The sequence below is a fragment of the Mycoplasmopsis edwardii genome (assembly GCF_900476105.1).
Classification (GTDB): domain Bacteria; phylum Bacillota_I; class Bacilli_A; order Mycoplasmatales; family Metamycoplasmataceae; genus Mycoplasmopsis; species Mycoplasmopsis edwardii.
Genome location: NZ_LS991951.1, coordinates 431,690 through 449,070 on the forward strand (window position 1 = coordinate 431,690; position 17,381 = coordinate 449,070).

At 26.5% G+C, this 17,381-nt stretch carries 13 protein-coding genes; 12 read left to right on the forward strand and 1 reads right to left on the reverse strand.

Annotated elements, in window-relative coordinates:
• Nucleotides 1-115: 115 nt before the first annotated feature.
• Nucleotides 116-1,303: a phosphoglycerate kinase gene (locus D2846_RS01885; protein WP_117275302.1), complete on the reverse strand. Its 1,188-nt coding sequence runs from the start codon at nt 1,301-1,303 to the stop codon at nt 116-118.
• Between the two features lie 140 nt (nt 1,304-1,443).
• Here D2846_RS01885 and D2846_RS01890 point away from each other — a divergent pair, with 140 nt between their 5' ends.
• From D2846_RS01890 to gap, 12 genes are all read left to right on the forward strand, one after another.
• A complete protein-coding gene (locus tag D2846_RS01890; protein ID WP_117275304.1) occupies nt 1,444-3,264 on the forward strand; it encodes an MnuA family membrane nuclease in 1,821 nt (606 codons plus the stop codon).
• 120 nt (nt 3,265-3,384) lie between these two features.
• The gene (locus D2846_RS01895; RefSeq protein ID WP_117275306.1) at nt 3,385-4,407 is read left to right on the forward strand and encodes a glycosyltransferase family 2 protein; all 1,023 of its coding nucleotides are present in this window, start codon (nt 3,385-3,387) and stop codon (nt 4,405-4,407) included.
• A gap of 1 nt (nt 4,408) precedes the next feature.
• Nucleotides 4,409-5,053 (forward strand): RDD family protein, encoded by a 645-nt coding sequence (locus tag D2846_RS01900; protein ID WP_117275308.1) that lies wholly within the window; start codon nt 4,409-4,411, stop codon nt 5,051-5,053.
• Nucleotides 5,054-5,068: 15 nt separating this feature from the next.
• Nucleotides 5,069-7,273 (forward strand): ATP-dependent helicase, encoded by a 2,205-nt coding sequence (locus D2846_RS01905; protein ID WP_117275310.1) that lies wholly within the window; start codon nt 5,069-5,071, stop codon nt 7,271-7,273.
• A 77-nt stretch (nt 7,274-7,350) separates the two neighbouring features.
• A complete protein-coding gene (locus D2846_RS01910) occupies nt 7,351-8,895 on the forward strand; it encodes an MHO_4530 family protein (protein WP_223211499.1) in 1,545 nt (514 codons plus the stop codon).
• Between the two features lie 89 nt (nt 8,896-8,984).
• Nucleotides 8,985-11,909 carry a DNA polymerase III subunit alpha gene (gene dnaE, locus D2846_RS01915; RefSeq protein WP_117275314.1) on the forward strand — a complete coding sequence of 975 codons (2,925 nt, stop codon included), beginning with the start codon at nt 8,985-8,987 and terminating at the stop codon, nt 11,907-11,909.
• Nucleotides 11,902-12,795 (forward strand): 5'-3' exonuclease, encoded by an 894-nt coding sequence (locus tag D2846_RS01920; RefSeq protein ID WP_117275316.1) that lies wholly within the window; start codon nt 11,902-11,904, stop codon nt 12,793-12,795. The genes dnaE and D2846_RS01920 overlap by 8 nt, the downstream gene beginning before the upstream one ends.
• A complete protein-coding gene (locus tag D2846_RS01925; protein ID WP_117275318.1) occupies nt 12,795-13,364 on the forward strand; it encodes a dephospho-CoA kinase in 570 nt (189 codons plus the stop codon). The genes D2846_RS01920 and D2846_RS01925 overlap by 1 nt, the downstream gene beginning before the upstream one ends.
• Nucleotides 13,365-13,395: 31 nt before the next feature.
• Complete coding sequence (locus tag D2846_RS01930; RefSeq protein ID WP_117275320.1) at nt 13,396-14,367, forward strand: replication initiation and membrane attachment family protein; 972 nt, start codon at nt 13,396-13,398, stop codon at nt 14,365-14,367.
• A gap of 2 nt (nt 14,368-14,369) precedes the next feature.
• Nucleotides 14,370-15,284, forward strand: coding sequence for a hypothetical protein (locus D2846_RS01935; RefSeq protein ID WP_117275322.1), 915 nt, complete (start codon nt 14,370-14,372; stop codon nt 15,282-15,284).
• Nucleotides 15,277-16,125 (forward strand): methionyl-tRNA formyltransferase, encoded by an 849-nt coding sequence (fmt, locus tag D2846_RS01940; protein ID WP_117275324.1) that lies wholly within the window; start codon nt 15,277-15,279, stop codon nt 16,123-16,125. Before D2846_RS01935 ends, fmt begins: the two co-directional genes overlap by 8 nt.
• 168 nt (nt 16,126-16,293) lie before the next feature.
• Nucleotides 16,294-17,295, forward strand: a complete 1,002-nt coding sequence (gap, locus tag D2846_RS01945; RefSeq protein ID WP_117275326.1) for a type I glyceraldehyde-3-phosphate dehydrogenase — start codon at nt 16,294-16,296, stop codon at nt 17,293-17,295.
• Nucleotides 17,296-17,381: the final 86 nt, after the last annotated feature.

Below are 17,381 nucleotides of genomic sequence, written 5' to 3' on the forward strand. Positions count from 1 at the left end.
CATATTTAAAAATATTAATTTAAAAAATAATGGCAGATCAAATCAGTTTTGCCATTATTTTTTATTTTATAATTACAAACTATTTAAAATAGTTTGATGTTTAGTCTTGTTTTTATTAGTTTCTATCTTTGATAGCTACAACACCTGGTAATTGAACACCTTGAAGTAATTCTAAGCTAGCTCCACCACCTGTTGAAACGTGTGAGAATTTATCTTCCATACCTAATTTTTCAACAGCAGCAACACTATCTCCACCACCAACAACAGTGTAGCAATCTTTTAATGCTGCAACAGCTTTACATACAGCCATTGTTCCGTGTTTGTAGTTTTCAAATTCAGCAACTCCCATAGGTCCATTTCAAACAACTGTTTTAGCATTTTCTAATGTTTTGTAAACAGCTTCGATTGATTTTGGCCCTAAGTCTAAAGCCATGTATCCATCTTTAATTTCTTTTTCTTGGATTTCTGGTTTAACATCAGCAAATTCTTTAGCAACAGCATGATCTACTGGTAATACAACTTTATCTTTGTATTTTGCTAAGAAGTCTTTTGCTAATTGTAAGAAATCATCTTCAACTAATGATTTACCAACTTTGATTCCTTGTGCTTTTAAGAATGTGTAAGCCATTCCTCCACCAATAATCATTTTATCAGCAATTTTAACTAATTTCTCTAAAACTTGAATTTTGTCTGAAACTTTAGCTCCACCAATGATAGCTACATATGGATGAGCAGGATTGTTAATTGCTTTTTCTAATGATGAAACTTCTTTTTCCATTAAGTAACCTAATGCTGATTCTTTAATGTTGTTTGAAATTCCAACGTTTGAAGCATGGGCTCTGTGAGCTGTACCAAAAGCATCATTAACAAATACATCAGCTAAAGAAGCTCAGTATTTTCCTAATTCAGGGCTATTTTTACTTTCGGCTTTATTATTTAAGTCTTCAAAACGTGTGTTTTGAATTAATAAAACATCACCTTGTTTCATTGAGTTAATTGCACTTTCAACAACTTCTCCCCTTGTTTCTTCAACAAAGTAAACTGTTTTACCAAGTTGTCTTGCAAGTTCAACAGCAACTGGTTTTAATGAACCTTTTTGTTTGTCTGCCTCTTCTTTAATTCTTCCTAAGTGTGATAATAAGATTGCTTTTCCACCATCTTTAATAATTTTTTTAATTGTTGGTAAAGCAGCAGTAATTCTTTTTGTAGATGTAATAACACCATCTTTAACTGGAACGTTAAAATCTACTCTAACTAAGACTTTCTTGTTATTTAATTTTAAGTCATTAATTGTTTTTTTCATCAATTCTCCTAAATGTATATGTATATATAGCTCTATTATAAATGATTTTTCATTTACCACTTTTGAAATTTATGATTATTTTACAAATAAATAATGGAAATATTACCACTATAAAATGATATAATTAAAATGGAGCAATTATGAAAAAGAGCGTTTTAAAAAAAATATTTAGAATTCTACCTTTTGGAATGGTTCCAACTTTTTTAACAACTATTTCTTGCAATAAAAGCGAAGAAAATCAAGTTAAAAATAATGAAACTTCTAATAACAATCAGGTAGATAAACCAATAATCGATGATAAAAAAATCATAAAACCAGAAGCATCAAAACCAATAGTTGAAGAAACTAAGTATGAAAATATCTTCAAACTATCATATGAAGATGAAAATGAAGATATAGGATATAAATTTGATTTATTATTAACTAAGGCAAAAAATCCATCAAAGTTAATGATACAAAAATACAAAAAAGGACAATTTTTCAGCATAGCTGGAACTGGTAATTTCTTTCAAGATAATTCTGATTTTAAATCAAATAAATTATTAGTAATTAAAGACAACAAAGCGGAATTTGACGAAGTTCAAAGCACAATTCCAGAATCAAAAAATAAATACGAAGCAACATTTGATCAAAGTACAAGAGTTTTAACAATTAAATATTTAGTAAACTCAATGGAAGTTGAATACATTCAAGAAATCCAAATCCCTAAATCATTACATAGTGACAAAAACACCAAAACAACTCATCCAAAAACAGATACAGAAAGTCCTTCAACTAATGATGATAACAATCAAACAGAAGAAAGCAAAGCTCAAGATAACAATGTCAAACCATCAGATTCAAACACTCAAGAAAATCCACAAAATGGTTCACAAAATCAACCTGAAAAACCAACAAAATCAGATAATTCTAATGATAATAATGGTTCAAATGAAACCCCAAAACCAAGCACAGAAGATAATTTAGGATTAAATCATGAAGATTATTTTGTTTTTGGTAGTTGAAATATTTTAAACTTTGGTAAAGATTCATTAAAAGAAAATAGTGTTAAAGTTACTGGGCTTTCTGAAATTATTGCTGCAAGTAAAGCAAGTTTAATTTCATTACAAGAAGTTAACTTCAATAAACATGAATCAGTTGATTTAATTAAAAATAGCTTAAGAAAAAACTTTAATAAAAACTTTGCTTCTGTTTGATCACCAAAAGACATTGTTTCAACAAAATACCCTAATTCAAAGGAATCATATGCTATTTTATATGATCCCGAATTGTTAACAAATGTACCACTATCAAAAGAAGAAAGTATTTTTAGGGGTACAAATACAACATTTACAAGACCATTATGATTAAGTAAGTTTATTGATAAGAAAAACAATGAATTTTATATTCTTAATGCCCACTTAGATTCACCAGGTCCGAAAAAAAGTAATGGTGAAACAAGTAATCCTACTATAAATGGTTACACATGAAGACAACAAGGTTCTCAAGAAGTTAATGAGTTTATTGAAGTTATTTCAATAATAAATAACTTAAAAGTAAAATACCCAAATGCAACAATAATTTTTAATGGTGATACAAATATTAAATCAAGTAACTTTGTTCATTCAGAAAAAATAATTGCTGACTCAAATCTTGAATCAGGTTACAAAGAAAAGCAATTAACTATCAAACAAATAGAAACATACTACAACTCAAGTATTGGTTCGAAAGCTGATAGTTACTCTCAACCATACGATAAATTTATTATTTATGATCCAAACGATAAAGTTGATGCATTTGATAAAGAAAAATTTAGATTTGATTACATCAACGCATTTCAAAAAATCTTCGATAAACAAAAATACTTAAAATTAATTGAAGAAGATAATAAATATCAACGAAAACAAAAACCAGTTTCTATTCAAACTGTTTTAAAAGAAGTTTCAGACCATACAATGGTATTAATAAAAGTTAAAAAATAGACATTTTAGTAAACATAATAATGTTTATTTTTTTATATTTTCTTTAAAGGTAACTTAATTAACCTTGCAAAATTGCTCAAAATATGGTAAAATATTAACTATAAAAAATTGGTGGTATAAATGAAATTATCTTTAATATCTTTAGTTACAAAAAATGTTGAAAATGTTCAAAATTATCTTGATTCTTTAGCAGTTCAAACAGTTAGTGATTTTGAAGTTATTTTATGTTTAAATGGTAAAGAAAGCGAAAATAAACAAGTAATGAACATCATTACAAAATACTATGAAAAATTAAATGGAAGAATCACAGTTATTTACAATTCAAAATTAAATAGTAATCAATTTAATTTACTTAGCGCATTTAGACAAGCAAAAGGTGACTATATTTCAGTGTTTAACTCTGATATTCAATCAATCAGAAATAATTACATAGAAAAAATGATTGATGCTGCTGAAAAATCAGATGTTGATGTTTTGGAATTTAAACCAAGATTAACTGGTTCTATTTCTTGAAAGCCAAAAGCAAGAATTGTTAACAATGAAAAAATTGATTTAACAAAAAATCCTTTACCTTTTGCTTATGTATTTCCTTTTATTTTTAACAAAATTCTTAAAAAATCATTAGTTTCAAAATTATCAAAATACAAAATCAAAAACTATGTTGATACAAAAATGTGTGTTGAATTAACATATTTATTAATGTTAGAGGCTAAATCATATTCATATCTCGATTATAGAGTTTTTAGAGAATACTTCCCAGAAGATATTTGATTAAACACTAAAAAATCAATGACTATGTTCGATGAAATTGAAAAACATTTAAACCTTACAAATAGAAAACTATATGAAGAAATCAGGTATGCTAAATACTATTTCTTAAAATTGTTAATGACTGCATTTTTTAAAGAAACAAGTTTCACATACAGAAGTATTTACAAAACTAAAGAAGAAATCTGAGAAAAAAGAAGCGATTTCTCTTTAAACAAACACATCGAAATCATTAAAAAATTAGAAGACTCATATAAAGCAGAAAACTACTTATTAACAAATCCATATTTTTCAAGAAACAACGAAGAAGTTTTATTAATGTTACAACCAATTAATAAGTTAAAAGATAAAAAGATCTTAAAACAACTTGATTAATATGATCTATAAAAATTCAAACTTCATAAGAAGGTTCCTAGCAAATATTATTGATTTATTTTTAACAATTTCATTAATATTGCTTATTTTTTATTTAGTTTCAAGAAATTCAAGTAAACCGAACAATATATCTTTTTATTCTGGTTTTATATATTCAATAGTTATTATTAACTTATTTTATCTATTTGTACCTTTCCTTAGTGAAGGGAGAACCATTGGGCTATGATTATGTAAGTTAAAAATAATTGATTCAGAATCTAAAACATTTAAAATTAAAACCTTGCTTCATCGTAATGTTTTTGCATCTTTTTACTTCACATTAATTTTTATTGCAATAATGGCTTTTTATTCAGAAAATAGTTTTATAGCAACACAAGTTAATCAAAAAGAAGTAATATCTCTGAAAAACGATTTATACCACAAAGTTGTAACTCAATTTATAGTTACATTCTTAGCAATTGGTTTCTTTATACACACAATTGGTTATCTTTTCATTATTTTTAAAGCAAAAAAACTATCAATTGTTGACTTTTTAACAAACAGTAGAATTGTTGAAAATAAACCTTATTCAACACAAAATAAAGAAAAACAATTTACACCAATTTATTTTGAAAAACGTAAATTCTTTTACGTTGATGAAAAATAATTTAAAGGAGATTTTATGTTATTAAAAAAAGTTGATTTATTAAGTGACTTAAACGAAAAACAACGTCAAGCCGTTGAATATTTCGATAAACCATTACGTATTATCGCTGGTGCAGGAACTGGTAAAACAAAAGTATTAACAAGAAAAGTTGCATACTTAATTAATGACCTAAATGTATCTCCGAAATCAATTTTAGCTGTGACATTTACAAATAAAGCGGCTAAAGAAATGATCAATCGTATCGAAAAATACTGTCAACAAATTAAAGAGAAACTTAATGTTTTAACATTCCACTCATTTTGTACAACTATCTTAAGAAACGATATTCGTGAACTAGGTTATCGTAGAGAGTTTTACATTATTGACGAGCATGATAAAGAACAAATCTTTAAAAAGATTTATTCAAAATTAGAAATTACAACTCATGAAATTAGTTATAAAACAACAGCTCAATATATTTCATGAGCTAAAAACTTTTCAGAAGACCCTAATGAATTTGCAAAAGTTTTAAACGAAGAAAACAAACCAACAATACTTGCAAAAATTTATTTAGAATACTTAAATGAATTAGCACTTCATGGTTCATTAGACTTTGATGATTTAATTATCTTAACGCACAGGTTATTTACTTTAAGACCTGATATCTTAAAGAAATATCAAGAAATCTATAGATACATTTTAATTGACGAGTTTCAAGATACATCATCATTACAATATGAAATTATGAAGATGTTATATACCGAAAATACACATGTAACAATTGTTGGTGACCCTGACCAAACAATTTACAACTGACGGGGAGCTGATGTTAACTTAATTTTAGATTTTGATAAAGATTTTAAAGATTCAAAAACTGTTATTTTAGACATCAACTACCGTTCAACAAAGAAAATCTTAGAAACAGCAAACAAATTAATTAAACATAACAACATCAGATATAGCAAAGATCTAGTAACTGAAAATGAAGAAGGAACAGAACCTGAATTCTTCCATAGCTTCAATGAAGAAGGTGAAGCTAGATGGGTTGTAAATAAAATTAATGAACTTAAAAAACAAAAAAACCAGCTTAAATCAATTGCTATTTTATTTAGATCAAACTACTACTCAAGGGTTTTTGAACAAGCTTTGATTGAAGAAAACATTCCTCACAAATTGATAAACGGAGTTAAATTCTACCAACGTTCAGAAATTAAGGATGTTTTAGCCTTTTTAAGAGTTCTTTTTGATGGACAAGAAATTTCATTAGAGAGAATTATTAATGTTCCTAATAGAGGTATCGGAGAGGCTAGATTAGCAAAATTAAGAGAATTTTCTAGAAAACACAACAAAACAATTTTCTTTGCATTAAAAGATCACTTTAAACAATTACCAGTTAAAGAATTAGGTAAAGAGTTCATTATTCAAAAACTTCATCCATTCATGAAGACATTGATGAAATATAAAAAATTATTATTAAGCAAAAGTAATAAGATTTATAGACTACTTGATGCATTTTTACAAGAAATTGGTTTTTATGAAAGTATTGAAAACAACAAAAACCTTAGAGGTACAGCGAAAGAAAACGTTAAAGAGTTAATTAAGTCAATTGAAACCTGAGAAAAGAAAAACCCAGGCAAAGATTTACAAGATTACTTAAACATGGTTAACTTATTAACTGTAACTGATGAATTCCATAACGAAACAAACTATGTAACATTAATGACGATTCACTCAGCTAAAGGTCTTGAATATGATAACATCTTCCTTGTAGGATTAAACAAAGGTGTTTTTCCAACATTTAGAATCTTTGAAAAAGGTGACTTTATCAATAACTCAAAAGACAAAAATAGCGATGAATTAATTGAAGAGGAAAGAAGACTTGCATATGTTGCTGTAACTAGAGCAAGAAACAAGTTATTCTTATCATCTTCAAGAGGTAAAATTTTAGGAACCAATACCCCTAAAGAAATCTCACAATTTTTAGAAGAAATGGGAATTAATACTAAAGAAAAAATCTTATTAAATGACCAAACTAATATCGTTCCATTTGATGAAGATTCAGATGCATTAGCAAGAAATTCAAAAATTATTATTGGAGACATTATTTCACATATTATCTTTGGAGAAGGTGAAGTTATTGACTCAAAATCAACTGGTGATATTGATGTAAGATTCCATAATGATGGAAAAGTAAGAACCTTAAACAAAATGCATAATTCAATAAGGCTAATTAGTAGGTAACAATGAATATTTTTGACATTTTATCGGTTATTTTAATATGCTTATTTGTTTTAGCGATAACAATTGGTATATTGTTAATGTTATACATTTACTATAGATCTTCATCAGGGATCATTATCTTTAAAGTAGATAAGATTAACAACAGAGTTTTACGTATCAGTAACACTTATCACTTTATGTCTACTATATTTGATTCTAAAAAATCAGGTTTCAAAGAGTTCAATTACATTTCTTTAGATGACTTCTTAGAACACTTTGATAAAACAAGTAAAGACAAATTCAACAATGTCTTCGATATGTCTTGAAACGAAAATAAAGTTGAAGTTATTAGTGTAAATATTAATCAAAAATATCGCAAAAACTTTACAATTTGAGAAAGACTTGCAGTAAGATTTGATAAGTCAATCACAAAAACCCCAGAATATCAAGTTACAATTAGACAAGATAGAACAACGAATTTTATATGTGCCTTAAGATGAAATAAAGCATCTAAAAAAATTCAAAACCTTACAATTAAAAATCATAAAGATTCAAGATATTTCAGTCTAAATGAGAAAAACTTAACAGTCATTGGAATGATGCTTAAATCAGTTTTTAACTTAAAAGAAATTAGAAATTCAGATATTTATGAAATTTACTCAATGTTTGATTTTAAAAGCAAAAAAACCTTTTACTTTAAAGAAGATGGAATTATTTATTTCGTTCTAAAAGGTGTTTCAAACAAACGTTATAAAGAATATCAAAACATTATTAATGACCTTAATAAAAACAAATACATTAACAAGATCTTTAATTACAGTACAATGTTTAAAACTTCAAGTATTAAAAATGAGCAAGATCTAATTAATATCAAAAACATGCTCAAATATTCTTTATATAACATTTACTCAAACAACGTTGATTATTCTAAGTATATGTTTTTTGATGAAAAAATAATCAAAAATGCTGATTTTCAAGACTTTATTAACAATTTAAATAAATATGATGTAATTAACTCATCATCTGATAATGAAATCAAAATAAAAGAATACATGATTACTAAATATTCAACCAAACAAAAAGGTTCATTAGTATTAGTTGAATGCAGTCTGAAAGATGATGTTTTGGACTCTAAATGAATTGAATTATTCAAGAAAATTTTTTATCTCGAATACAAATATCAAAAAAGTTGATATAGTCACATTGGTGAATTAAAAAAATACAATTCAAGCAATTCAATGTTCAAAGTTTCTCAAGAAGTTTTCTTAGACCAAAACTTTGTGCCAACTACCAATAAACCAATTTGTTTAGTTTATGCAAATGACAACGAATTCTTAGCTAATTTATTAAAAGTAAAAATTGATAAATTTGCAAAAGATCACAAAATTTATACTGCACTTTATATCGATAGAATCGACAGAACTTTAATTAATATTATTAACACAATTGAAAAAATTAAAGCTATTGTTATTGGTGAAAATATTTCACAAAATCTTAATGATTGATCAGTATTTTATGATTGTTTAAACCTTGTAAAACTTGCTAAAGACAAAAATACAAGAATCATTTTTGAAAAGCCTAAAAAGGATTTAGACTCTTTAATAATCGAGAAATTAGACATACAATTCTCATTTGATTCATAATTATTTATAAAGTGGAAAAATTCAGGAAACAACCTGAATTTTTCTTTAAATTTAATCCAAAATAAGTTGAAATCATATAAAATTAATTTATGAAGGAAATTATCTATTTACACACAAATACTGAATACTCATTTTTACAATCAACAATAAGATTAGAAAGACTTTTTAAGCTAGCAAAAGAACAAAACCTTAAGTACTTAACATTAACAGATGTTGAGAATTTTCACGCTTTACAATTCTTTTGAAACTTTCAAAATGACCATAATTTTAAACTAATTTTAGGGTCCGAATTCATTTTAAAGGAAGGATTTAGAGTTATTATATTAGCTAAAAATGACCAAGGATTTTTATTTATTAAAGATCTAGTTAACCAAAAAAGCAAACAACAAGAAATCTCTTATTATGACTTAGATAATGAGAACATTTTTGTAATCGACCATTACGAACTTGGGTCTTTCGCCTTAGGGATCACAATAGATAAATTCCACAATAACTTTTATTTAAATAATAAAAAACAACAATCAATTCAAACTGTTTTTGCTCCAACAAAAAAGGTTTTAGAATTTGATGATAATGAACTTTTACCTGTTTTAAATAATATTGCCGGAAGCACACATGAACAGCAAAAAATTTACAATGAATACTTAAATCAAGAAGAATTTCAAGATATTGATGATATTGTTTACCAAAATATTTTAAGCATTGTCAACCAAATAAATGTTTCTAAACCTGATTCACAAATTAAGTTAGCAAAATTTTCTGATAACTCACTTGATGAATTTCAAAAATTAATTACAGGAGAAAGATACAAAAACATCTTAAAACACTATGATAAAGAATTAGTTAATGAACGTATTAAACAAGAATATAAGGTCATTACAAAATTAGGCTTTGTTGATTATTTTTTAATCATTCAAGATGCATTAGAGTTCGCACGTCAAAATAATATTTTAATCGGACCAGGCCGTGGTTCAGCAGCAGGTTCTTTAATTTCCTATCTTTTAAAAATAACATCAGTTAACCCTCTTGAATTTGACTTACTTTTTGAAAGATTCTTAAATGTAGATAGAGTAAGTTTACCTGATATTGATATTGATATCCAAGATAACCGAAGAGATGAAATTTTCACTTATTTAGCAAGCAAATATGGCGAAGATAAAGTTGCTTTTATTTCAACATTCCAAACTTTAGCAGCTAAAAACTCAATTCGTGATGTAGGAAGATTTTTAAACATTCCAAGAACTGAAATAGATAATATTTCATCAAGTATTTCTTTAAATGATGAAAACTTAAAATATGCATTTGAAAAAAATAAAAAATACAACTTATATGCAAATAAATATCCTAAATTACATGAACTAGCTTCCAAAATTGAAGGGTTACCAAGACAAACTGGAATCCATGCTGCTGGGTTTATTATTTCAAATCAACCTATTAAAGAAATTGTTCCGGTACAACAAAGTTCATTTAACTTGCAACAAGTTCAAATGACAATGAACAACCTTGAAAAATATGGACTAATTAAGATTGACTTCTTAGGTCTTAAAAACCTTACTTTTATCAACCAAATCGAAAGCTTAATACCCCAAAATCAACTATTTGATAACATGATCAATGACTCAGTTTCAATGTTTAATGATAAACAAACTTTTGATATCTTAAATTCACTAAATACTGATGGTATTTTCCAGTTAGAATCTCCTGGTATGCGTAACGCAATTAAACAAGTTGGAATTGATTCATTTGACGACATTTATGCAATCTTGTCATTATTTAGACCCGGACCAAGTGTTTATATCCAAGAATATGCAAAAGGTAAAAGGAATAATTTATTCATAGAAAAAGTTCATCCTAAGTATGACAAAATAGTTAAAAGTACTTTTGGTATCATTGTTTACCAAGAGCAAATTATGCAAATTGTGCAAGAAGTTGCAAATATGCCTTTCTCAAAAGCAGATTTATTCAGAAGAGCAATTTCTAAAAAAGACGAAAGCAAACTTCATGAATATAAAAATGAGTTTTTTAAAGGTGGTTTAGAAAACGGTTTAAGCACAAATGATTTGAACAAAATTTATTCAAATATTGAAAAATTTGCAGATTATGGTTTTAACAAATCTCATGCTGTTGCTTATTCACTTGTTAGTTATAAACTAGCTTATTATAAATCTCGTTTCCCAATGATCTTTTATAAAGTTTTACTTTCTAATTATTCTTCTGATCAGCAACATATTAAAACTTATTCCGAAGAAGCTCATAAAATTGGAATAAAAGTTAATATTCCTAACATTAATATCTCAAGTGAACAAGCCGAAATCTTTTTTGATGAAATTTATTTACCTTTTAACTTAATTAAAGGTATTGGACAAAGTGTTGTAGAAAAAGTTGTTAACGAAAGAAAACAAAATGGTCCATTTTTAGACTTTATTTCAACATGATTAAGATTAAGAGTTGCTGGTGTTGGTGAAGTTGCTATTGAAACATTAATTAAAGCTGGTGCTTTTAGTGATTTCGGAAATCAAAACTCATTATTAAACTCACTAGATATTTGCTTTGACTTTTACGAAATTTATAAAGCTAGAGCAAAAAAAGAACCAGATGTTTTAAATAAATTTATAGAAGAAAATGACATTGGTAATATTCCATTAGTTATAAAAGAAGCTGATAAAGTTCAAGAAGATGAAAATGAAATTAAATTATTAGGAAGCAGATACACAAATGAAACATGAAACTTCAATTCTAAATTATCACAACAATTTGAATCACTTTGTTTAGCTAACTTAAGCGATAAAGCTGAATGATTAAGAGTTACCTTATTAGAAGTAAAAAAAGGCAAAAAAGACAAACAAACTATTTTGAAATTAAAAGATGATTCAAAAGTAATCACTGCATCAGGTTGAAATCAAACTGTTCAAAACCTACTTTATAACAATAACCCAAGAAACATTATGGTATTAATTGTTAAAAAAGATATATTTTACAATGTAAAAGACTTTAAGGAGATTTTAGATGAATAATCAAGCTAAAACATTAGTAATCGATGGAAACTATATGATGTTTCAATCATTTTACGCAACATATAGAGGTGATATTAATGCTATCTTAAGAACATCTTTTGGAATACCAACAAACGCAATTGCAGTGTTTTTATCTCAATTACTTAAATTAATTAAGTTTATTAATCCGACACATTTATTAATAGCATTTGATGCACATGGAAAAACTAAAAGACATGAAATTTTTCCTGAATATAAATCAGGTCGTATGAAAGCACCAATTGAAATTTTTGAACAATTTGACACAATTAAAAAACTTTTAAGTAGTCTAAATGTAAAAATTATTGAACAAGTTGGTGATGAAGCTGATGATATCATTGGTACATATTGTAAAAGAGCAAGTGGAGAAAAATATATCTTTTCATCTGATAAAGATCTTTTACAACTTGTAGATAAGAATACTTATTATGTAATTAAAAAAGGTTTAGACATTAGTTTTATAACCATTGACAACTTCTTTGAAAATTTTGGATTATATCCAAATCAAATTACTACATTCAAAGGTCTCAAAGGCGATTCAAGTGATAATTTACCTGGTGTTAAAGGAATTGGCGAAAAAACTGCATTAAAATTAATTGAAGAATACAAAAACTTTGAATCAATTTACCAAGCAGTGGAAAATAATTCACTTAATGCAACTCAATCAGTAATTAAAAAACTACAAGATGGTAAAGAGCAAGGCTTTATGTCTTATGAACTATCTAAAATTAACACAGATGTCCAAAATATCGATTTAGATTTAAAGCACTATTTACTGAATTTAAATTATGAAAATGCAAAGGAAACAATTGAATATTTAGAGCTATTTTCATTCCAAAGAGAATTGCTTAAATATTTAAAAAAATAATGGTTGCAATAGTTGGAAAAATAGCAAGTGGAAAAACTAGATTATTAAATGAGTTAAAACAATTAGGTCATAAAGTTTTTGAAGCTGACTATTTTGTTTCAAAGTTATATAATGATCCAAAATTTGCTTTAGAAGTCGCTAAAAAAGTATCTTTAGATTTAGTAAGTGATTCAAAAGTTCTCAAAGATAAAATTAAAAATGAACTGTTAAATAACTCAGATGCTTTTATCAAATTAGAAAACCTAGTTATTGATAAAGTTTTAGAACATTTAGAAGCTAACTATTACCATTTTGTAGAGCTGCCGATTCTTTTCAAAATGAATAAAGCGCAAACTAAAAGTATCAAAGAAATTTGATTCCTTGAAATTGATGAAAGTAAAAGACAAGAGTACTTAAAAACTAAACATATTGATAAAGCCATTTTATCAACACTTGATGCCAAAAACAATTATATATGGTCACAAACAAACAATTTTAATGGGATTAAAGTTGTGAATATCTTAGTGGATAAAGATAGAAAAATTAAAGAAATTTCAAAATATAATTGTCATTGCCAAATAAATATTTAAAATTATTGTACTAATGAAAACAGGAGAAATTATGAGTAAAAAGTTATCACTTGATTTTGATCATTTTGCCGTTACAAGGGCAGGTATTATTTCTAATGCAGATCTAACTAATTTAAGACAATTATATGGGCCAATTATTGGTGGTCTTGGTGTTTTATTATATGAATATTTAATTGATTTATCTAGAAATGTTGAATTTGCAACAATTCCATTTAATTTTTCTTCATTAAATATCTTATTAAACTCACATGAAAATGACTTAAATAAAAGTAGAGCAGAATTAGAGGCATTAGGTCTTATTAATACATATAAAGATAGCAATAGAGCTGTTACAATTTTTATCTTACAAAGACCTCTTACTCCTGAACAATTTACAACGAATCCATTTTTAACTAAATTATTAATTAAACATGTTGGTAAAACAAATTTTGAAAGATTAACAAAACGTAAAGAGTCATCTAAAATCAGTGTTAACCCATTTGAATTTGAAGATATTTCAGAAAACTTCTTTAATGTATTCCAAAATTCATTAACTGATTCTTCTAACAATTTAAAAAATTTCTTAATTTCTAGCGGAAGCAAAGAAGTTAATGATGCAGAAATTCATGTAATGTCTAAAAACAACGATATTTATACACCATTGCCAATTGGTAACATTAAATATACAAATATTTATCAAGCTGTTTTAAATTTAGACACAATAGCATTTATTAAACAATGTTTAAATCGTGAACCATTAATAAATGAATTAGAAAACTTAGAAACTTGAAAATCAATTATTAACGATACAAAAGCTCTGAACATTATTATTTTTTATGCATTCAAGAGAAGAAATCAAAATTGATTTAAATATACCAATAATTTAATTGCAGAGCTTAAATCAAATAAAATCTTTGAATTTGATAAAGTCGAAAATTATTTAGATGGTAAATTCAAAAACAATCTTAGAACTAAAAAAATTTATGAAGAAAAAACTGTTTTGAAAGCGCAATATATTAAATAATTATGAATGATCCTAAAAAAATAGATTTTGCTTTCATGCAAGATGAAAAATTCAAAAAAATTATTAGTTCAAAAATTGATAACAATGTAATTCTAAATGATGCAAAGAAAAATAAAATTATCGGAAAAATAATAACCGATCTTGAAATGACTGATGCAGAAATTCTAAAATTTGTGCCTACTTTATTCATTATTAATGAAGAGCAAAAAAATAAAACAAATCTTTTATGAGAAACAGTTTTATATAGAAATGATAACAATCAATTAAGAGTTGGTAAGCGCGCAGTTCAAAATAATTTAAATAATGAATTTAAGATTGAACAAAACATCATGTTTAAAGAGTTTTCTAAACCAATTACGAATCATTTAATTAAAACTTCAAAATTAAAACTTGATTCAGATCACAGTGATATTATCGAATACATTAATGAATTTTTAAAAGATCCAATCAAAGCAAATTCGCTTTATTTAAGTGGAAATATTAAATCAAATAGAAGTTATATTTTGAGCGTAATTGCAAATGAATATGCCTTAATTGGTAAAGAAGTAGCTTACATTGATATCAATATGTTAGATGATAAAATTAGAAGAAGCTTTGAAAAAAGAGATATTGATATTGATATATTAATTAAAGACTTCTCAACAGTTGATGTTTTAATTTTCGATGAAATCGGGTTTAAAAATGTTTCAAAATGATTTTTAGAAAGTATCTTTATACCTATTTTATGAAATAGATATCAAAATCCTGAATTAAAAACTTTCTTTGGTGCTTATTACAACTTTGATGATTTATTCAAACAATTATTCAAAAAATCATCAACAGAATCAATAGATGTTAATTCACCTATTGTTCAAAAAATGATTTTCTTAATTGATAAGATTTCTTTAGAAAAGGTGTGAATTAGCGAATATGAATAATTTAAAAATAGTTTTAGCAGGGACACCAGAATTTTCTGTTCCAGCTTTTGAAGAAGTTATTAAAAACTTCAACGTTGTTGCAATTGTATCGCAACCAGATAGACCAGCAAATAGAGGATATAAATTACTTCCAACACCAACAAAATTACTCGCTGAAAAATATAACATTAAGTTATTTCAACCAGAAAAAATTGGAGAAATATATCAAGAATTAAAAGAATTAGATTACGATATTTTGTTAACTTGTGCATTTGGACAATACATTCCAACAAATGTTTTGGAATTGGCTAAAATAGCCTCAATTAATATCCATGGTTCTTTATTACCTAAATATAGAGGCGCAGCCCCTATTCAACATTCTCTTTGAAATGGAGATAAAGAAACTGGAATCAATTTAATTTATATGACTAAGGCAATGGATGCTGGAGATATTATTTTCAAAGCAAAAATTGATATTTTAGATAAAGACACATCGGATTCAATTTTTGCAAAACTTTCAGTTCTTGCGAAAGAAAAAATTAGTGCTTGATTGTTTGATTTTGCAAAAGGTAATTTTAAAGCTATTAAACAAGATGAATCAAAAGTTGTTTTATCTCCAAAATTAAGAAAAGAAGATGCAATTTTAGAGCCTAGTTTAACAACAGAACAAGCATTTAACAAAATTAGAGCTTTCTCATCAAATCCAGGAGCATATTTAATCATTGAAAACAAAAGAGTTAAAATCTTTTATGCTCAAAAAGATAAATTACCAAATTCTATTAAATTAGATTTTTCAGATGGTCAATTATATGCAACTGATTATCAATATGAATCTAAAAAAAGAGTAACTTTAACAAAATAATTTGTTAATATGTTAATGTTTATATATTATTTGAATTATTGGATCATTTTAACTATATAATAATCTAAAAATTTATTATAATAGTGTTGTAAATCGATTTTACACAAAAATAATATATTATTAAAATTCAGAAACTTTGTAAAAAGTTATCTATAAGAAAGGAAAAATATGAAAAAAGTAGCAATTAACGGATTCGGTAGAATCGGTAGATTATTCTTCCGTAGATTATTAGAATCAGGATCAAACTTAGAGGTAGTTGCTGTTAATGATTTAACAGATGCAAAAACATTAGCTCACTTATTAAAATTCGATACAGCATTTGGGAGATTAAATGCAACAGTAGAAGCTAAAGAAGGTGCTATTATTGTTAATGGTAAAGAAATTAAAGTTACAGCTGAAAGAGACCCAGAAAACTTACCATGAGCAGAATTAGGAATTGACTTAGTTGTTGAATCAACAGGGTTCTTTACAAAACGTGAAGGTGCAGAAAAACACTTAAAAGCTGGTGCTAAAAAAGTTGTTGTTTCAGCTCCATCAGATAAAGATGTTAAAACAGTTGTTTACAACGTTAACCACGACATTTTAGATGCAAATGATACAGTTATTTCAGCTGCATCATGTACAACAAACAGCTTAGCTCCTATGGTTAAAGTTTTAGTTGATGAATTCGGAATTAAATCAGGATACATGACAACAATCCACGCTTACACAGGAGACCAAAGATTACAAGATGCTCCACACAAAGACTTACGTAGAGCACGTGCAGCAGCTTCAAACATGGTTCCTACATCAACAGGTGCTGCTAAAGCTATTGGATTAGTAGTTCCAGAAGCTTCAGGAAAATTAGATGGTATTGCAGTTCGTGTTCCTTTATTAACAGGATCATTAGTTGACTTATCAGTATTCTTAGAAAAACAACCAACAGTTGAAGAGCTTAACGCAGCTATGAAAAAAGCAGCTAACGAAACAATGAAATACGAAACAGATGAAATCGTTTCATCAGACATCGTAAACTCAACATTCGGTTCAATCTTTGACTCAGCATTAACAACAGTTAAACCTACACCAGAAGGAAACTTATACAAATTATTCTCATGATACGATAATGAAATGTCATACGTTTCACAATTAGTAAGAACAGTTGTTCACTTTGCTAACTTAAAAAAATAATAAAAAACTAAAATCAAAGGTGTTATAGCCTTTGATTTTTCATATATATTTTGGTTCTAATTTAACTTTAGTTTGTCTACTAATTC